This window comes from Pantoea sp., from assembly GCF_032114055.1.
In the GTDB taxonomy this organism is placed as follows: domain Bacteria; phylum Pseudomonadota; class Gammaproteobacteria; order Enterobacterales; family Enterobacteriaceae; genus Pantoea.
In genome coordinates this window covers 745,684-764,383 of the sequence record NZ_DAMCTB010000001.1, presented here as the reverse complement: position 1 = coordinate 764,383, position 18,700 = coordinate 745,684, and the positions used below count along the sequence as shown (strand labels likewise).

Annotated in this window: 19 protein-coding genes and 1 pseudogene; 10 read left to right on the top strand and 10 right to left on the bottom strand. The window is 58.0% G+C overall.

Annotated elements, in window-relative coordinates:
* The first annotated feature begins 372 nt into the window (after positions 1-372).
* The 6 genes from potF to rlmC all read left to right on the top strand — a co-directional run bounded on the left by potF (position 373) and on the right by rlmC (position 6,268).
* The gene (potF, locus tag RT657_RS03605; RefSeq protein WP_313652540.1) at positions 373-1,482 is read left to right on the top strand and encodes a spermidine/putrescine ABC transporter substrate-binding protein PotF; all 1,110 of its coding nucleotides are present in this window, start codon (positions 373-375) and stop codon (positions 1,480-1,482) included.
* A gap of 123 nt (positions 1,483-1,605) precedes the next feature.
* Positions 1,606-2,739, top strand: coding sequence for a putrescine ABC transporter ATP-binding subunit PotG (gene potG / locus RT657_RS03600; protein WP_288475903.1), 1,134 nt, complete (start codon positions 1,606-1,608; stop codon positions 2,737-2,739).
* 9 nt (positions 2,740-2,748) lie between these two features.
* Positions 2,749-3,711, top strand: coding sequence for a putrescine ABC transporter permease PotH (potH, locus tag RT657_RS03595; RefSeq protein ID WP_111141219.1), 963 nt, complete (start codon positions 2,749-2,751; stop codon positions 3,709-3,711).
* Entirely contained in the window at positions 3,708-4,553 is an 846-nt protein-coding gene (potI, locus tag RT657_RS03590) for a putrescine ABC transporter permease PotI (RefSeq protein ID WP_313652538.1), read from the top strand. Before potH ends, potI begins: the two co-directional genes overlap by 4 nt.
* A gap of 75 nt (positions 4,554-4,628) precedes the next feature.
* Entirely contained in the window at positions 4,629-5,096 is a 468-nt protein-coding gene (locus RT657_RS03585) for a YbjO family protein (protein WP_313652537.1), read from the top strand.
* 41 nt (positions 5,097-5,137) lie between these two features.
* Positions 5,138-6,268, top strand: a complete 1,131-nt coding sequence (gene rlmC, locus RT657_RS03580; protein ID WP_313652535.1) for a 23S rRNA (uracil(747)-C(5))-methyltransferase RlmC — start codon at positions 5,138-5,140, stop codon at positions 6,266-6,268.
* A 37-nt stretch (positions 6,269-6,305) separates the two neighbouring features.
* Here rlmC and RT657_RS03575 read toward each other — a convergent pair whose 3' ends face one another.
* The 6 genes from RT657_RS03575 to RT657_RS03550 all read right to left on the bottom strand — a co-directional run bounded on the left by RT657_RS03575 (position 6,306) and on the right by RT657_RS03550 (position 10,781).
* Positions 6,306-7,037 carry an arginine ABC transporter substrate-binding protein gene (locus RT657_RS03575; protein ID WP_313652534.1) on the bottom strand — a complete coding sequence of 244 codons (732 nt, stop codon included), beginning with the start codon at positions 7,035-7,037 and terminating at the stop codon, positions 6,306-6,308.
* A gap of 116 nt (positions 7,038-7,153) precedes the next feature.
* A complete protein-coding gene (artM, locus tag RT657_RS03570) occupies positions 7,154-7,822 on the bottom strand; it encodes an arginine ABC transporter permease ArtM (protein WP_313652533.1) in 669 nt (222 codons plus the stop codon).
* A complete protein-coding gene (gene artQ, locus RT657_RS03565) occupies positions 7,822-8,538 on the bottom strand; it encodes an arginine ABC transporter permease ArtQ (RefSeq protein WP_313652532.1) in 717 nt (238 codons plus the stop codon). The genes artM and artQ overlap by 1 nt, the downstream gene beginning before the upstream one ends.
* A gap of 6 nt (positions 8,539-8,544) precedes the next feature.
* Complete coding sequence (gene artJ, locus RT657_RS03560) at positions 8,545-9,276, bottom strand: arginine ABC transporter substrate-binding protein (RefSeq protein WP_313652531.1); 732 nt, start codon at positions 9,274-9,276, stop codon at positions 8,545-8,547.
* A gap of 15 nt (positions 9,277-9,291) precedes the next feature.
* The gene (gene artP / locus RT657_RS03555; protein ID WP_313652530.1) at positions 9,292-10,020 is read right to left on the bottom strand and encodes an arginine ABC transporter ATP-binding protein ArtP; all 729 of its coding nucleotides are present in this window, start codon (positions 10,018-10,020) and stop codon (positions 9,292-9,294) included.
* Between the two features lie 221 nt (positions 10,021-10,241).
* Positions 10,242-10,781, bottom strand: a complete 540-nt coding sequence (locus RT657_RS03550) for a lipoprotein (protein WP_313652529.1) — start codon at positions 10,779-10,781, stop codon at positions 10,242-10,244.
* Positions 10,782-10,887: 106 nt separating this feature from the next.
* Here RT657_RS03550 and RT657_RS03545 point away from each other — a divergent pair, with 106 nt between their 5' ends.
* Positions 10,888-11,208, top strand: coding sequence for a heavy metal-binding domain-containing protein (locus tag RT657_RS03545; RefSeq protein ID WP_128085259.1), 321 nt, complete (start codon positions 10,888-10,890; stop codon positions 11,206-11,208).
* Entirely contained in the window at positions 11,205-12,029 is an 825-nt protein-coding gene (locus tag RT657_RS03540) for an N-acetylmuramoyl-L-alanine amidase (RefSeq protein ID WP_313652528.1), read from the top strand. Before RT657_RS03545 ends, RT657_RS03540 begins: the two co-directional genes overlap by 4 nt.
* A 5-nt stretch (positions 12,030-12,034) precedes the next feature.
* On the opposite strand, the gene ltaE is transcribed toward RT657_RS03540, so the two are convergent.
* The 3 genes from ltaE to RT657_RS03525 form a co-directional block, all read right to left on the bottom strand.
* Positions 12,035-13,039 carry a low-specificity L-threonine aldolase gene (gene ltaE, locus RT657_RS03535; RefSeq protein WP_313652527.1) on the bottom strand — a complete coding sequence of 335 codons (1,005 nt, stop codon included), beginning with the start codon at positions 13,037-13,039 and terminating at the stop codon, positions 12,035-12,037.
* A 65-nt stretch (positions 13,040-13,104) separates the two neighbouring features.
* The gene (gene poxB / locus RT657_RS03530) at positions 13,105-14,826 is read right to left on the bottom strand and encodes a ubiquinone-dependent pyruvate dehydrogenase (protein WP_313652526.1); all 1,722 of its coding nucleotides are present in this window, start codon (positions 14,824-14,826) and stop codon (positions 13,105-13,107) included.
* A 278-nt stretch (positions 14,827-15,104) separates the two neighbouring features.
* Positions 15,105-16,004: a lysine exporter LysO family protein gene (locus tag RT657_RS03525; RefSeq protein WP_313652525.1), complete on the bottom strand. Its 900-nt coding sequence runs from the start codon at positions 16,002-16,004 to the stop codon at positions 15,105-15,107.
* Positions 16,005-16,131: 127 nt separating this feature from the next.
* Here RT657_RS03525 and RT657_RS03520 point away from each other — a divergent pair.
* A pseudogene (locus tag RT657_RS03520) lies at positions 16,132-17,769 on the top strand (DUF2813 domain-containing protein).
* A 71-nt stretch (positions 17,770-17,840) separates the two neighbouring features.
* Here RT657_RS03520 and cspD read toward each other — a convergent pair.
* On the bottom strand, positions 17,841-18,065 hold the full coding sequence (gene cspD, locus RT657_RS03515; RefSeq protein ID WP_313652524.1) for a cold shock-like protein CspD: 225 nt from the start codon (positions 18,063-18,065) through the stop codon (positions 17,841-17,843).
* Positions 18,066-18,376: 311 nt separating this feature from the next.
* Between cspD and clpS the strand changes: the two genes are divergently transcribed.
* Positions 18,377-18,697, top strand: coding sequence for an ATP-dependent Clp protease adapter ClpS (gene clpS / locus RT657_RS03510; protein WP_313652523.1), 321 nt, complete (start codon positions 18,377-18,379; stop codon positions 18,695-18,697).
* The last annotated feature ends 3 nt before the right edge of the window (positions 18,698-18,700 follow it).

Genomic DNA, 18,700 nt, shown 5'->3' with positions numbered 1-18,700 from the left:
TCACCCACTGAGCCGTCCATGAGACGGCTTTTTTATGCCCGCCGCCTGCCGTCGCCTTTTTTTATTCTGCATTTTGCCCTTTAACGCCAGATATTTGTCGTGGTTTATGCCATCAAAGCCGAACCTCATAGCTCAAACATGCATAAAATATCGGTTTCAGGCGTTTTTTACGCTGGGGTCTGGTACAGCCTGACCGGGGGGGCTATGCTTGCGGGGCTGTAACAGGCGCGTAACTTCGCCCCGGCTATAGGTTTTTGCTATTAAACTCCCGCTGAATAATGATTCATTGTGTCACTGACGTCTTGTACAGAACGCAATGCAGGGATCTCTGATTTGCAGCGTTGTAATGACCCGCTCAGGAGGATGGAAAATATGTTCAACTCACGTCAGAAATGGCTGTCAGCTGTGGTAGCTGCTGCGCTGATGGCCACCTCGGCCAGCAGCATGGCGGAAGATAAAACGCTGCATGTCTACAACTGGTCCGACTATATCTCGCCAGACACGGTGCCGAACTTCGAAAAGCAGTCCGGTATTAAAGTGGTCTACGATGTGTTTGACTCCAACGAAGTGCTGGAAGGCAAACTCATGGCGGGCAGCACCGGCTACGATGTGGTGGTGCCATCTTCCAGCTTCCTGGCGCGTCAGCTGCAGTCCGGCGTCTTCCAGCCGCTGGATAAGAGCAAACTGCCTAACTACAAGAATCTCGATCCGGCGCTGATGGAAAAGGTGGCCCAGCACGATCCGGGTAACAAATATGCCATTCCTTATCTGTGGGGCACCACCGGCATCGGCTACAACATCGACAAGGTGAAAGCCGCGCTGGGTGCGGATGCACCGGTCAACAGCTGGGATCTGGTGCTGAAGCCAGAAAACCTGGAGAAGCTGAAAAGCTGTGGCGTCTCTTTCCTGGATGCGCCAGAGGAGATCTTCGCCACGGTGCTTAACTATCTCGGCAAAGATCCGAACAGCACCGATGCGAAAGATTACTCTGGTGCGGCCACGGATCTGCTGCTGAAGCTGCGCCCGAACATCCGCTATTTCCATTCGTCCCAGTACATCAACGATCTGGCGAACGGCAACACCTGCGTGGCGATCGGCTGGTCAGGCGATATTCTGCAGGCGAAAAACCGTGCCGATGCCGCGAAAAACGGCGTGCATCTGGGCTACAGCGTGCCGAAAGAGGGGGCGCTGGCGTTCTTCGACATGATGGCGATCCCGAAAGATGCGAAAAATCTGGACGGTGCCTACGCCTGGCTCAACTACATCATGGATCCGAAAGTGATCGCTGATGTCTCTAACAAAATGAACTATGCCAACGGCAACAAAGCGTCGCTGCCGCTGATCAACGCCGACATCCGCAACAATCCGGGTATCTTCCCGACGCCGGAAGCGATGTCGAAATTGTTTGTGCTGAAAGTCCAGGATCCGAAACTGGATCGTGTGCGTACGCGTGCATGGACTAAAGTAAAAAGTGGTAAGTAGTTCGTCCCGAGCGGATTGACCTGTCACGCATCAGCAACAGAGGCGCAGTGTCGGCCTCTGTTGTGCCATTTTTAGCGGCGGATTTTGCCGCCATGTTCCGCCTGGCTCCGGAGAGAACCCTTTGTGAACGATGCTATTCCCCGCCCTCAACATAAAACCGCAAAGGCATTAACGCCCCTGCTGGAAATTCGCAACCTGACCAAATCCTTTGACGGCCAGCACGCTGTGGATGATGTCAGCCTGACCATTTATAAAGGCGAAATTTTCGCGCTGCTGGGTGCCTCAGGCTGCGGCAAGTCAACGCTGCTGCGCATGCTGGCCGGTTTTGAGCCGCCCACCAGCGGTCAGATTGTGCTGGATGGTCAGGATCTGTCGCACGTGGCGCCCTATCAGCGCCCGATTAACATGATGTTTCAGTCCTACGCGCTGTTTCCCCACATGACGGTGGAGCAGAACATCGCCTTTGGTCTGAAGCAGGATCGGCTGCCAAAAGGGGAGATTGCCAGTCGTGTCGCCGAGATGCTGGCACTGGTGCACATGCAGGAGTTTGCGAAACGCAAACCGCATCAGCTCTCCGGCGGCCAGCGTCAGCGCGTGGCGCTGGCCCGCAGCCTGGCGAAACGCCCCAAGCTGCTGCTGCTGGACGAGCCGATGGGCGCGCTGGATAAAAAACTGCGCGACCGGATGCAGCTGGAAGTGGTCGATATTCTGGAGCGCGTTGGCGCCACCTGTGTGATGGTGACTCACGATCAGGAAGAGGCGATGACCATGGCAGGCCGCATCGCGATCATGAACCGCGGCAAGTTCGTGCAGATTGGCGAGCCGGAGGAGATCTACGAGCATCCGACCAGCCGTTACAGTGCGGAGTTCATCGGCTCCGTGAACGTCTTCGAAGGCTTACTGCGCGAACGTCAGGCGGACGGTCTGGTGATCGACAGTCCCGGCCTGATGCATCCGCTGAAGGTCGACTCCGATGTTTCCGTGGTGGATAACGTGCCGGTGCACGTCGCGCTGCGGCCGGAAAAAGTGATGCTGTGCGATGAGGTGCCGGCCGACGGCTGTAACTTCGCGGTGGGTGAAGTGGTGCATATCGCCTATCTCGGCGATCTCTCCATCTTCCATGTCCGTCTGCACAGCGGACAGATGATCAGCGCACAGCTGCAGAACGCGCATCGCTATCGCAAAGGGTTGCCGACCTGGGGAGATGAAGTGCGTCTCTGCTGGGAAAGCGACAGCTGTGTGGTGTTGACGGTTTAAGGAGCGACGATGAGCCAGATTTTTCAACGCGCTAAAGCGCCTGCCCGCCTGGTCGGCACGCCGCTGCAGCGCTGGGCCACGCGGGTTAAAATGCAGCATGGCCGCAAACTGGTCATCGCCTTGCCTTATGTCTGGCTGGTGCTGCTGTTTCTGCTGCCGTTTCTGACGGTACTGAAAATCAGCTTCGCCGACATTGCGCGCGCGATCCCCCCGTACACCGAGCTGGTGAGCTGGGCCGATGACCAGTTCAGCATCGTGCTGAATTTCGGCAACTACCTGACGCTGACTGACGATCCGCTCTATATTGACGCCTATCTGCAGTCGCTGAAAGTGGCAGCGATCTCCACCGTGATCTGTCTGCTGATTGGTTATCCGCTGGCCTGGGCGGTGGCGCACAGCAAACCGTCGATGCGGACCATCCTGCTGCTGCTGGTGATCCTGCCGTCATGGACCTCCTTCCTGGTGCGCGTCTATGCCTGGATGGGGCTGCTGAACAACAATGGCATTCTGAACCGTTTCCTGATGTGGCTTGGTGTGATCGATCATCCGCTGGTGATCCTCTATACCAATACCGCGGTCTATATCGGTATCGTCTACTGCTATCTGCCGTTTATGGTGCTGCCGATCTACACCGCGCTGACCCGCATTGACTACTCGCTGGTGGAGGCGTCGCTGGATCTGGGGGCGCGCCCGCTGAAGACCTTTTTCAGCGTGATCGTGCCGCTGACAAAAGGCGGCATTATTGCCGGATCGATGCTGGTGTTTATTCCGGCGGTCGGGGAGTACGTCATCCCGGAACTGCTTGGCGGGCCGGACAGCATCATGATTGGCCGTATCCTGTGGCAGGAGTTCTTTAATAACCGCGACTGGCCGGTAGCCTCGGCGCTGGCGGTGATTATCCTGCTGATCCTGATTCTGCCGATTATCTGGTTCCATAAGCATCAAAACCGTGAAATGGGAGAGAAGGCATGAATAATCTGCCCACCATCCGCTCACCCTGGCGGACCGCCATTCTGGTCTGCTGTTTTCTGTTTCTCTATGCGCCGATGCTGCTGCTGGTGGTTTACTCCTTCAACAGCTCCCCGCTGGTAACCGTATGGGAGAGCTTCTCATTCCACTGGTATAAGGTGCTGTTTCAGGACAGTGCGATGATAGATGCGGTCGTGCTGAGCCTGAGCATTGCCGGGCTTTCTGCGACGATGGCGGTGGTGCTGGGCACGCTGGCGGCGGTCATTATCGTGCGCTTCGGGCGCTTTCGCGGGCACAATGGCTTTGCCTTTATGCTGACGGCCCCGCTGGTGATGCCCGACGTGATCACCGGCCTGTCGCTGCTGCTGCTGTTTGTTGCAATGGGTAATGCCATCGGCTGGCCGTCTGAGCGTGGCATGCTGACCATCTGGCTGGCGCATGTCACCTTCTGTACGGCGTATGTGGCGGTGGTGATCAACTCGCGTCTGCGTGAACTGGACCGCTCAATTGAAGAGGCGGCGATGGATCTGGGTGCCACGCCTCTGAAGGTTTTTTTCGTGATAACCGTCCCCATGATTGTGCCAGCGATTGTGACCGGCTGGCTGCTGGCCTTTACCCTGTCACTCGACGATCTGGTTATCGCCAGCTTTGTTACCGGACCAGGCGCAACCACGCTGCCGATGGCAATCTTCGCTACCGTGCGACGCGGCGTTAACCCGGAAATCAATGCGCTGGCTTCCCTGATTCTGTTTGTGGTCGGCCTTGTCGGTTTTATCGCCTGGCGGTTCATGGCACACGAAGAAAAACAGCGTTTAAGTGATATTCAGAAAGCTAAACGTGGCTGAAATCGCTAACCTTTGCCACTATATGAACGGGCCGGTTTATCCGGCCCGTTTTTTGATCCGGTGGAGTCAGGGACTATGTCAGACATCTTCAAAAGCAGTATTACGCTGGACAGCGCGCCGGTGCCGGTGACGGTGGCAGGTATTGCGATTATTGCAACCCGCTGTCTGAGCGTTCTGATGCTGGCAAACGAGCTGGGCTACAGCGAACTCGCTAACTTTGTTCACCGCAGCGCCCAGTCCTGGGACGCAACGCTGATTTTCATTGCCAGCCAGCTGATCTTCCTGTTCGAGCTGCGTTGCGCCTTTATCCTGATGCGCGGCAGTAACCGGGGACGCTGGGGCTATGTCGCGACACAAATCATTGTGCTGACCTATATGCTGTTCGCCTCGCTGGGCTGGATTTATCCGGAGATTTTCAGTATCGATGGCGACAATAACGTCCAGATCATCCATCACACGCTGGCGCAGAAAATCCCCGACCTGCTGGTGCTGATGCTGCTGTTTCTGCCCGCCAGCAGTCGCGCATTTTTCAGGAAGCGGTGATACAATCGCGCTCCGCCCGACCCGATCTTTAAGGCTTTACCATGCACTGCGCGCTTTATGACGCTGACCGCTGCCGCTCCTGTCAGTGGCTCGAAAAACCCTATCCCATGCAGCTGGACGACAAACAGGCGAGACTGGCGCAGTTACTGGCCGAACGGCCGGTAGCTCACTGGCTGCCGCCGGTGGCGTCTCCGCAGCAGGCGTTTCGCAATAAAGCCAAGATGGTGGTCAGCGGCAGCGTTGAACGTCCGCTGCTGGGGCTGGTCAGGCCGGATGGCGAGGCTGTCGATCTCTGCGCATGCCCGCTCTATCCTGCCTCTTTCCAGCCGCTTTTTGCGGCTCTGAAACCGTTCATCGCCCGGGCCGGGCTGACCCCCTATAACGTGGCGCGCAGACGCGGCGAACTGAAATTTCTGCTGATAACCGAAAGTCAGCAGGGGGAAGTAATGCTGCGCTTCGTTCTGCGTTCAGCCGCCAAAGTGGAACAGCTGCGCGCCGCGCTGCCGTGGCTGCAGCAGCAGCTGCCGCAGCTGGCGGTGATCTCGGCCAATATTCAGCCCGTGCACATGGCGATTCTGGAAGGGGATGAGGAGATTGCGCTGACGCCCGCGCAGGCGCTGCCGGAGCGTTTTAACGGCGTGCCACTCTGGATCCGGCCGCAGAGCTTCTTTCAGACCAACCCGCAGGTGGCGAGCGCCCTCTATGCCACCGCGCGCGACTGGGTCAGGGCGTTGCCGGTCAACAGCATGTGGGATCTGTTCTGTGGCGTGGGCGGTTTTGGCCTGCACTGCGCAACACCGGAGATGACGCTGACCGGTATCGAAATCAGCGCCGAGGCGATCAAATGCGCCCAGCGTTCCGCTGAGATGCTGGGGCTGGAAAAGGTGCAGTTTGCGGCGCTGGACTCCACGGCGTTTGCTACCACGCGTGATGCAGTGCCTGAGCTGGTGCTGGTGAATCCGCCTCGCCGCGGGATTGGCAAGGCGCTGTGTGACTACCTCAGCCAGATGGCGCCGGATTATCTGCTCTATTCGAGCTGCAATCCGCAGACGATGGCGCAGGACATTGCCCGGCTGGACGAGTATGAGATAACGAAGGTGCAGCTGTTCGATATGTTTCCGCATACCGCCCATTTTGAAGTGCTGACGCTGTTAACCCGCCGTCAGCAGTGAGCCGGACATGCGCCCCACCGCGGGGCGCCGCCTGAAATTACTCCGGGAACCACTTCTGATTAAGCTGCTGCCAGCGGCCGCTGGTTTTCAGCTCAGCCAGCGCCTGATTGAACTCATTAAGCAGCGCGGTGTTGCCTTTTCGCACGGCAATGCCCAGGCCGGTGCCGAAATAGTCGGCATCGGTGACATGATCGCCGACCGTGGCGAGTTGCGGATTGCTCTTCAGCCACTGGTTTACGACTGCGCTGTCGCCAAATACGCCATCCAGCCGGCCACTTTTTATATCCAGAATCGCATTCTGATAGCTGTCATAGGCCACCACTTTCACTTCCGGATGCTTATCCTGCAGATATTTCTGGTGGGTAGTGCCGTTCTCAACGCCAATACGCTTGCCTTTCAGGTCGTTAAAGCTACTGAATTTGTCTTTAGGCGCAATCACGATAGCGGAGTTCGCGTAATAGGGTTGGGTGAAATCAACCTGCTTACTGCGCTCGGCAGTAATATCCATGCCGGAGATCACCGCGTCGTAACGGCGGAACTTCAGTGACGGGATCAGGCTGTCGAAGGCGTTGTTGGTAAAGGTGCACTCCGCTTTCATCTGCTGGCACAGCGCTTTGGCCAGATCGATATCAAATCCCACCAGGTTGTTTTCCTGATCCAGTGATTCAAACGGCGGATAGGTCGCTGAAGCGGCAAAACGAATCTTTTCGGCGGCCTGGGTGCTCATAGCAAGCGAAACCAGCGCGGCGGCGATAATCCATTTTTTCATTTTATGAGTCCTGTGATGTGGTCAGCCAGAGAAGGCGATACCCTGCCATAAAATGAATTTTTATGCAATTGGTGTGATTTTTCAGGCGAAAAGGGCGGGAGGAACCCGCCCGTCTGTCAGGAACGTCGTTCAAATGCCAGGGCGCGCTTCTCGATCAGTCGCATCATCAGCGTCAGCAGGCCATTAACGCAGAGATAGATCAGCCCTGCTGCAGCATAGACCGTGATGTCATAGGTGCGGCCATAAAGCAGCTGACCGTGGCCCATGACTTCCATCAGGGTAATAGTGTAGGCCAGCGAGGTGCCTTTAAACACCAGCACCACCTCATTAGAGTAAGAGGAGAGGGCGCGTTTAAATGCATAGGGCAGCAGAATGCGCAGGGTATCTTTGCGGCTCATGCCGAGCGCCGCGCACGACTGCCACTGTCCGGCCGGAATGGCGCGCACGGCCCCATAAAAGAGCTGCGTGGTGTAGGCGGCGCTGTTGAGCGACAGGGCCAGCATCGCACAGAGCCATGGCTGCGACAGTAAGTGCCACAGCCACGGCACCTGCTGCAGGGAAGGAAACTGTCCCGGCCCGTAGTAGATCAGGAAGATCTGTACCAGCAGCGGGGTGCCGGTAAACAGCGTAATAAAGCCTTTGACCAGCGGCGAAAACAGCGGCGTTTTCAGAGAGAGCACAACGGTGAAAAGCAGCGCAAGCAGCAGAGCGACGATCAACGAGGCGGCCGTCAGCGTCAGACTGGTGTGCAGCCCTTTCAGAAGTTCAGGTAAATAGGCGAGCATCAGCTGTTCCCCCGTTCAAAGCGTGTCGTGCGCAGCTCGATGCGACGCAGCACTGCCTGGCTTAACAGGGTAATCACTAAATAGATTGCGGCGGCCACCAGGAACCAGGTAAAGGGCTCCTGAGTGCGGGTCGCGATACTTTTGGTCTGCAGCATCAGGTCATTCACGCTGATCAGCGACACCAGCGCCGTATCCTTGAGCAGCACCAGCCACTGGTTTCCCAGACCGGGCAGGGCGTGACGCCACATCTGCGGCATAATCAGTCGCAGAAAGATGGCCGACTTCTTCATGCCCAGCGCCTGACCCGACTCCCACTGACCCACCGGCACCGCTTTCAGGGCGCCGCGGAGGGTTTGCGAAGCATAGGCCGCGTAGAGCATCGCCAGCGCAATTACACCGCACAGGAAGGGACTGACATCGAAGTTTTCGATCTGCATCTGAACCGGCAGCTGAAACAGCCCGAAGTTGAGCGTGAAGCCGTCAGAGAGGGTGAGCAGGAGCTGAGAGGCACCGAAATAGATAAAAAGCACCACCAGGATTTCCGGCAGGCCGCGAATCAGCGTCACCAGGCCGGTGCCAATCCACGCCAGCGGTTTCAGGCGCAGCGACTCCCAGCCAGCGAAAATCATCGCCAGTACCAGGCCAGCGATGAGAGCACAAACAGCAAGGCCGACGGTCATACCGGCGGCGCTTGCGAGGGTCATCATTTCATTCATCAGAAATTACTGCTGGAACCATTTGCTGTAGATGGTTTTGTAAGTTCCGTCGGCTTTGATCTTATCCAGCGCACCATTGAATTTCGTCTGCAGATCGGTGTTACCGGTGCGGACCGCAATGCCCAGGCCGGTACCAAAGTAAGCTTTATCTGTCACTTTGTCGCCGACGGCAGCCAGCGCAGGGTTCTTCTTCAGCCACTCGTTGACCACAGCGGTGTCACCAAATACCGCGTCGATACGGCCATTTTTCAGATCCAGCACTGCGTTCTGATAGCTGTCGTAAGGCACGACGGTGATCTCGCTGTGTTTGTCCGTCAGGTATTTCTGATGGGTGGTGCCGTTCTGCACACCGACACGCTTGCCTTTCAGCGCGTCAACGCTGGCGACTTTGCCTTTCTGCGCTACAAACAGCGCCGAGTTGTCGTAATAAGGTTTAGTGAACAGCACCTGCTTTTCACGATCCGGCGTGATATCCATGCCCGCCATCACCGCATCGAAGCGGCGGAATTTCAGGCTCGGGATCAGGCTGTCAAACGCCTGATTGGTGAAAGTGCAGGTGGCGTCGATCTCTTTACAGAGCGCATTGGCCAGATCGACATCAAACCCCTGAATCTTGTTGTCAGCGTCCACGAACTCGAAAGGAGGGTAGGAAGCTTCGGTCGCAAAACGAATCGTCTGCGCCGCCGTGGCGCTCAGGCTAAAACCAGCAAGCAGTGCAGCAAGTACCATTTTTTTCATTTTTAGCATCCTGACTTAGTGCGAAAGATAGTGAGCAAACGCCTCGGTTTGCGGCTGTGTAAAACGGCTGGCATCGCCCTGTTCCACAATATGACCATTCTCCATATAGACGACGCGGCTGGCGGTTTTACGGGCCACTTCCACTTCATGGGTCACAATCACCTGGGTGATACGGGTCTGTGCCAGCTCGCGAATGATACTGACAATCTGTGCGGTAATTTCAGGGTCCAGCGCGGCGGTTGGCTCATCGAAAAGCAGCACCTGCGGCTCCATCATCAGCGCGCGGGCAATCGCCACACGCTGTTGCTGACCACCTGAGAGGTGCAGCGGAAAACGGTCGCTGTAAGGCGTGAGGCGCAGTCGATCGAGCAGCTTGTCGGCACGGGCGCGGGCCTCACTTTTACTGAGACCTAATACCCGGCAGGGCGCTTCCATCAGATTCTGCAGCACGGTGAGATGCGGCCAGAGATTATATTGCTGAAACACCATACCCACATTCTGCCGCAGTTCGCGGATCGCGGCATCAGAGGGCTTCTGGCTGAAATCAAACTGATTGCCGGCAATCTGCAACTGACCTGAACGGGGCTGCTCCAGCAGGTTAAGTACCCGCAGCAGAGAGCTTTTCCCGGCACCGCTGGGACCCAGCAGCACAAGGGTTTCGCCTTGCGGACATTCAAGATTGATGTCGAACAGCGCCTGATGAGCACCGTAGAAGCAGTTTATTGCGTTTAGTTGAATACTCATGCGCCAGATTTGAATAGCTATTAGTATCGCGGATTTTAACGTCACCAGAATAGTTATGCAAATAAGGTGGGTTAAATTTTGTAAAACAGGCCTGAACACGCAAAGTTTAGCACAATATCATGTGCTGTCTGGCATCACATCAGGCCCGGGGATGAACAGCAGACATGAAAAAAGCGCAGTGCCGGGCGGCGACTGCGCTTCTCTGCTTTGCAATAACAGGATTATTTTTTCGCCTGCTCAAGGACCTGGCTCAGGGTGCCACCGGGCGTATGCGCAGGGGTCGCCATATAGCGCACGTCATCCACGACCCAGCAGCTGCCCTGGTGGATCATCAGCACCTCATCCTGCCACTTTTTATCGCCGCGGCTCAGATCGACCCGCAGCGGAATATTGCGCGCGTCGCGGTTTGGGATGGTGGAAGCGTCAGCTACGCTGGCCGCTGTCGGACCCTGAGAGAGACTGGAAAAGAGATCGTTGTTGCGCCACTGAGTGCCTGCACCGCTGCTGCTGGCCATCTGCAGCGAGTGATAAAGGGCATCACTCAGGTAAGGGCGGTATTTTGCCAGTGTGTTACTGTCAGGCAGCCCCTGAACAGGCTGCGCGATACGCAGGTCGTAAAACTGCTGGGCCACCTGGTCAGGACCGCCTTCGATGCAGGGTGCGGTACGCGGGCCATTATCCTTTGTCACGGGCTCAACGGTCGTACAGGCGCTGAGCAGCAGCGCCGCTGGGAGCAGGAGCGCAAACGCATTGTTTCTCATCTCGATTTCCTTATGGTTCTCTGGCAAGGTGCCCTTTTTAGCATAGAGTATAGTCGTGCTTTTTAGTCGAAAGAGCCCTGGCCCGGTTTTCAACAAGGAGAATGCGATGAAATTTTCAACAACCCCCACACTGGAAGGTCACAGCATTAGCGAATATTGCGGTGTGGTCACCGGTGAAGCGATTCTGGGTGCCAACATCTTCCGCGATTTCTTCGCGGGCATCCGTGACGTGGTCGGTGGCCGTTCCGGCGCCTATGAGAAAGAGCTGCGCAAAGCGCGGGAGATCGCCTTTGAAGAGCTGGAGCAGCAGGCTAAATCGCTGGGCGCAAACGCGGTGGTCGGTATCGATATCGACTACGAAACGGTCGGCAAAGAGAGCAGCATGCTGATGGTCAGCGTTACCGGAACGGCGGTCATTATCCGGTGAAACGTGGCCTGCTGCTGATGCTGGCACTGCTGCTGGCAGGCTGCCACGCCGGAATCGAATCCCGTGAGGGCTACTGGGCCGATCAGCGTCATCCGGCCCAGGGGGCGCGGCCGCGGGTGAAGGTCATCGTGGTTCACTACACCGCTGAGGATTTCTCCTCATCGCTGGCGACCCTCACCGATCGTGAGGTCAGCGCCCACTATCTGATCCCGCGTCAGCCACCGCAGCGCGCCGGAAAGGGGATCATCTGGCAGCTGGTGCCGGAGCAGCAGCTTGCATGGCATGCCGGTCCCAGCTTCTGGCGCGGGGCCACCCGCATTAATGACACCTCGATTGGCATTGAGCTGGTCAATCGGGGCTATCGCCGGACCCTGACGGGTCTCGACTGGCAGCCGTTTACCGCCGCGCAGATCGCCGCGCTGACGGCGCTGCTGCGTGACATTACGCAGCGTTACGGCATCGCAGCGGAAAACATCGTCGGTCACAGTGATATTGCGCCGCAGCGCAAGCAGGATCCGGGGCCGCTGTTTCCCTGGCAGCAGCTGGCGCAGCACGGCATCGGAGCCTGGCCCGACGCCGGCCGGGTTGCCTTTTATCTGGCCGGGCAGGATCCGCATGCTGTGGTGCCTGCCGAATCCCTGCTGGCGAGCCTGCAACGCTATGGCTATCCGGCTTCCGCCGGAATGAACACCCGCGAGGCGCAGAAGGTGATCGCTGCGTTTCAGATGCACTTCCGACCTGCGGATTATCGCGGTCTGCCGGACGCAGAAACCGCCGCGATCGCCGCCGCACTGCTGGAGAAGTATGGCGCGGCGGAGTAGCGCGGTTAGCGCTGTTGCAGAAAGGCCTTCCAGTGGGCGATGACCTGCGTCAGCGCCGCCCGGTCCGCATCAAGATGGGTGACCAGCCGGGTACGGGGTCCGACACTAATTAACACGCCGTGCGCCTTCATCCAGTCACCCAGAGCGGTGACCTGCTCTTCCGGCACCGCCACAAACAGCATATTGGTCTGCTGATCGATAACGCTGACGCCCAGTGCCTGCAACTGCTCGCCCAGCCAGGCGGCATTGTCATGATCCTCCTGCAGGCGCGCCACGTTGTGCTCTAACGCGTAGAGACCAGCCGCCGCCAGAATACCCGCCTGGCGCATGCCGCCGCCGGTCATTTTACGCCAGCGACGCGCGCGCGCGATCAGCGCCGTGTCGCCACACAGCAGGGAGCCTACCGGCGTACCGAGCCCTTTGGAGAGACAGATGGTCAGGGTGTCGCAGTAGCGTGCGATTGCCGCCAGCATAGTCTGCTGGGCGACCACTGCATTGAAAATGCGGGCACCATCGATGTGCAGCGCCAGCTGATGCTGGCGGGTAAAGGCCCAGGCCTGCTCCAGATAGTCCAGCGGCAGAACCTTACCGTGATGGGTGTTCTCCAGGCTCAGCAGGCGGGTGCGGGCAAAGTGAATATCGTCCGGCTTGATGGCGGCTGCCACCACGTCAAGCGGCAGGGTGCCATCCTCTGCGGCCAGAACAGGCTGTGGCTGAATGCTCCCCAGCACCGCCGCACCGCCCGCCTCATATTTGTAGTTGTGCGCCTGCTGGCCCACGATATATTCATCACCACGTTCACAGTGACTGAGCAGCGCCACCAGGTTGGCCTGGGTACCGGTCGGGAAAAACAGCGCCGCGGCTTTGCCGCTCAGCCGCGCTGCTTCCGCCCCCAGCGCATTGACGGTCGGGTCGTCGCGATAGACGTCATCACCGGTTTCGGCAGACATCATCGCGCTTAACATGGCGGCGCTGGGCCGGGTTACGGTATCACTGCGTAAATCGATCACCTTATGCTCCTGAACGTGGCGGAAAAAAAGGCGGGCCTTGCGCCCGCCCTGATGGCCTCTCTGTTTTACCGCAGCCAGTTGGTTTTCGCCAGTTCTACCACCTCGTCGCCGCGACCATTCATAATGGCGCGCAGCATATAGAGGCTGAAGCCTTTAGCCTGCTCCAGCTTGATCTGCGGCGGCATCGCCAGCTCCTCTTTAGCGGTAATGACATCCACCAGCACCGGGCCGTCATGGGCAAACGCCGCTTCCAGCGCGCCATTGAGATCCGACGCCTTTTCCACGCGGATCCCCCGGATGCCACACGCCTCGGCAATCGCGGCGAAATCGGGGTTATTCAGCGCCGTGCCGTCGGTCAGATAGCCGCCTGCCTTCATCTCCATCGCCACGAAGCCCAGTACACTGTTGTTGAAAATCACGATTTTCACCGGCATTTTCAGCTGCGCCAGTGAGATAAAATCGCCCATCAGCATGCTGAAGCCGCCGTCGCCGCACAGCGCAACGACCTGACGATGACGATCGATCGACTGCGCGCCCAGCGCCTGCGGCATCGCATTCGCCATTGAGCCGTGGTTAAACGAACCCAGCAGGCGGCGTCTGCCGTTCATCTTCAGATAGCGCGCCGCCCAGACGGTCGGCGTGCCGACATCGCAGGTAAAAATAGCGTCGTCGCTGGCAAAATGGCTGATCTGCTGCGCCAGATATTGCGGATGGATCGCCTGCTTATCATTGGGCTGCGCCAGCTCGTCCAGACTTTTACGCGCCCCGGCGTAGTGCTTTACCGCGCTGTCGAGATGGCGGCTGTCGCTTTTCGGCGTCAGCTGAGGGAGCAGCGCCTGCAGCGTACTTTTCACATCACCCACATAGGCCTGGTCGACGTGACAGTGTGAACCCAGGCTGCCGGGATTAATATCGATCTGGATAATCCGGGCTTTTTCCGGGTAGAAAGCGCGATAAGGAAACTGGGTGCCCAGCAACACCAGCGTTCCGGCGTTCATCATGGCGTGAAAGCCGGAGGAGAAACCGATCAGGCCTGTCATGCCAACGTCATAAGGGTTGTCGTATTCGATATGCTCTTTTCCGCGCAGCGCATGCACTATAGGTGCCTTCAGCGCCTCAGCCAGCGCGACCACCTCCTGATGCGCCCCGGCACAGCCACTGCCGCACAGAAGCGTAATGTCTGAGGCTTCGTTCAGCGTCTGTGCCAGCTGCGCCAGTTCGGCGGGCTGGGGCAGGACCTGCGGCAACTGCGGCGGATACCACTCCGCGCGGGCGCTTTCCGGTGCCAGCTGCAGGGCGATATCCCCTGGCAGTACCACCACCGAGACCCCGCGATTCAGAATCGCCTTTCGCATCGCGATACCCAGCACCTGCGGTAGCTGCTCCGGATTCGACACCAGTTCGCAGTAGTGGCTGCATTCGCGGAACAACTCCTGCGGATGCGTTTCCTGAAAATAGCCGCTGCCGATTTCGCTGGAGGGGATGTGTGCCGCAATCGCCAGAACCGGCACGCGGTTGCGATGGCAGTCGAACAAACCGTTGATCAGATGCAGGTTACCGGGCCCGCAGGAACCGGCACAGACCGCCAGTTCTCCGCTGATGTGCGCTTCCGCTCCGGCCGCAAAGGCAGCGACCTCTTCATGGCGCGTGGGCATCCACTCGATAGTGCCCATGCGATTCAGGCTGTCACTCAGGCCGTTCAGGGAATCCCCGGTGACGCCCCAGATGCGTTTTACCCCTGCGCTTTCCAGCGTTTTAGCGACCAGTGCCGCTACGGTTTGTTTCATGCGCTTCTCCTTTATCGATCCATCCAGCAACGTGACGTGACCAGAACTGAAAAAAGAAGCGTAGACGACACGGCAGAAAAGCAGGCGTGAAAAAATGCGCTGGCAGAGTCGCGGCGTGGAGAGGGCGGATAGCCGCAGGCGCGGCTGACGGTCCGCCATTTGATGGTGAAGAGAGGCGGATCAGCGCGAAACGGCTGATCCTGACCGCACGATGGCGATCCCTGTTTTCAGGCAGTGTCCGTAGCGGGGCTGGGCGCTACGGACGGGCCCATACAATGTCAGGCAGAGAAGAGGGCGATAAGAATCGGCGCCAGCAGACTCATTACAAAGCCATGCACGATGGCGGCCGGGACAATCTCATTGCCACCTGCCCGCTGCAGTACCGGCAGAGTAAAGTCCATTGAGGTCGCACCGCACAGACCCAGTGCGCTGGAGCGATGGCTGCCAATCAGTACCGGAATCAGCATGATAGCGACCAGTTCACGAATCAGATCGTTAAAGAAGGCGGCGCTGCCGATGACCGGGCCAAAGGCTTCGGTCATCAGGATCCCGGAGAGCGAGTACCAGCCAAAGCCGCTGGATAATGCCAGACCGGTTTTCACCGGCATGTCCAGCAGCAGCGCCGCGATCACGCCGCCGATAAGCGCACTGACCAGCACCACGCTGGCGACCAGCATACCGCGACGATTAAGGATGATCTGGCGCAGCGTCATGCCGCTGCCGCGCAGCTGAATCCCCACCAGAAACAGCAGAAAGATCAGCGCATATTCGCTGGCTGTGGCGGCGTGGTGCAGGAGGGGCCACTGGGTCAGGCCAAGCAGAAAACCGATGACTACGACGCCGCAGAGTTTCAGGGAGTCCAGCGCCATATTGAGCCGCGAAGGCAGCTTCTCCTGCCGGTGGCGATGCTGCCAGGGGGCAAACTTTTCCAGACCGCGCAGCGCCAGCAGGTTACAAAGCAGAATGCAGAAGGCCGCCACCAGCGCGGTATGAAAGATCGCCAGCAGATTACTGCCGAGGTTATCCAGGAACGCCAGGCTGATCCCCATAAAGAACAGGATCACATAGACCATCCAGCCCAGTAGCTGATTGACGCGGCGCAGCATGGCCGTCTGACGAAAGGGTAACAGCCAGCCCGCGATCAGGGGCAGCAGAATAATCAGGAGTCCGGAATACATAGCAGAGGCCATCCATGGAGGAAAGAGGCCACACGCTAGCGAAAAAGCGTAACGGAGTAAACCCCATTGCGGCTTGACCGGCTGGCTGACGGCAACCATGCTCATTATAACCGGAGGAGGGACGCCTATGATTCTGGAACATATCGACATTCGCGGTTTCCGCGGCATCAATAAGCTCTCACTGCCCTTAACCCGGACCACTCTGCTGATTGGTGAAAACGCCTAGGGGAAATCCAGCCTGCTGGATGCCCTGAGCCTGCTGCTTTCGCCCCATGAACCGGCCTACGTCTTTACTCAGGGCGATTTTCACTTCACGCCGGGCGACGTCACCGACGCCATGCGGCGCCTGTCGGTGGTGTTTCACTATCGGGACGATGGTCGCGATCCGGACGCGATCTTCTCCCCCTTCTGGCAGCAGGATGCGCAGGGCCAGCGCTGGATCTGTTACAGCGTCAGTGCGACCTGGCGGGAGAGCGGCATCGAATCCCGTCGCCGTTTTGTGGACGAGAAGGGGCAGCTCTTAACGGAGCAGAACTGCGCGGCGGCGATTACGCTGTTGCTGAAGCGCTATCCGGTGCTGCGCCTGCGCGATGCCCGCTTCAGTAAACGGACGCGGAATCGTGCGCCTGTCACCTCCGCGCATCCGGAGCTGCTGGCGGGCATGGAGAGTCTGGCACGTGACCTGGAGCGCCATCCACAACAGCTCAGTGACGAGGTCCTGCGGCAGGGGCTGAAAACCATGCAGCAGCTGATGCAGCACTACTTTCTGGTGCAGCCGCCGGTGCCCATTAACGTGCCGCGCGACCGGGAATCGCACACGCGCGACGGCATGCATGGCTGGCGAGCACTGGATCACCTGAATCAGCTGATTGCCGGCACCGATTCCCGCAGCCGCCAGCTGATCCTGCTGCAGATGTTTACCCTGCTGATAGCGGCGCGGGGAGAGGTGTCGCTGGCCGCCGATGCGCGGCCATTGCTGCTGATTGAAGATCCGGAAACCCGGCTCCATCCGATAATGCTGTCAGTGGCCTGGAACCTGCTAAGGCTCTTGCCCCTGCAGAAAATCGCCACCACCAATTCCGCCGAGCTGCTGTCGCAGGTGCCGATGGAGCACGTCTGCCGGCTGGTGCGCGGTCCGTCACGTGTTGCGGCCTGGCACATCGGCCCGGAAGGGCTGAGTGCCGAGGAGAGCCGGCGCATCGGCTTTCATATCCGGGTGAACCGGCCAGCCGCGCTGTTTGCCCGCTGCTGGTTACTGGTGGAGGGCGAAACCGAGGTCTGGATCATGCATGAGCTGGCGCAGCAGTGCGGCTACAACTTCGCGGCCGAAGGGGTAAAAGTGATTGAGTTTGCGCAGTCGGGCTTAAAGCCGCTGCTGAAGTTCGCCCGGCGGATGGGCATAGCCTGGCATGTCCTGACGGATGGCGATCAGGCGGGTAATAAATATGCCAGCACGGCGCGCGCGCAGCTGCAGCCGGGTGAGCCCGAACCCCGTTTTCTCACGCAGCTGCCCGCCCTTGATATGGAGAATTTTCTCTATCACCAGGGGTTTCAGGCTGTCTATCATGAGATGGCGCACCTGCCGTTAAACGTTCCGATGAGTTCCAGGCGTATTATTACCAAAGCCATCCATCAGAGTTCGAAGCCAGAACTGGCGATCGCCGTCGCCAGCGCCGCCGCCGAACGGGGCACGCAGGCTATTCCGGCGCTGCTGCGACAGATGTTTGATCGGGTCGTCGGGCTGGCGCAGGGACAGGCAGATTAACGTTTCGCGCAAAGGAAAATGCCAGCGGCACTGGCTGGCATTTGTGGATCGGGTTCAGCGGCAGACAGCAGTCAGGCAACGGCCTGCGGCGCCTCGACCGGCACGATGAGGCTGGCGTGATTGCCTTTCGGGCCTTCATGCACATCAAACTGAACCTGCTGGCCTGCCTTAAGCGTCCGGTAGCCCTCCATCTGGATGGTGGAGTAGTGCGCGAAAATATCTTCGCCACCACCGACCGGACAGATAAAGCCAAAGCCTTTGGAATTGTTGAACCATTTAACTGTGCCCGTTTCCATGCTTTTACTTCCCTCGCAAGACATTTTATAAGTAGGTGAGGTCTTAGCGCTGTGAGTTGCATTTGATTAAAACTCAATCAGCAGCAGGTAGAATGTAGAGAAAGCGCCGCTGGCGTCAAGCAAACCACCGGGCCAGGTGGGGAAAAATTCATCAAAATTTGAGGCAGTTAACGCTATTACGAATTTTGTGATGCAGGTCGCGCAGGGAAATTTCTGAATAAATTTTCAGCAGCGATCTGCCGCTTGACAGACATGTTAAACTTTCAACATGAAGCCCCAGAAAGGCTAAAGCACAATCTCAACGGAACACTATGGCAAACACAAACGACTGGCTTAACTTTGAACATCTGGCCGAAGACAAAGTACGTGAAGGGTTAAAGCCACCTTCAATGTATAAAGTCATTCTGAATAATGACGATTATACACCTATGGAATTTGTTATTGACGTTGTACAAAAGTTCTTTTCTTATGATGTTGAACGTGCAACGCAACTGATGTTGAAAGTTCACTATCACGGCAAAGCGATCTGTGGTGTATATACTGCAGAAGTCGCGGAAACAAAAGCGGCCCAGGTGAACAACTATGCGCGGGAAAACCATCATCCGTTGCTGTGTACGCTGGAAAAAGCCTGAACC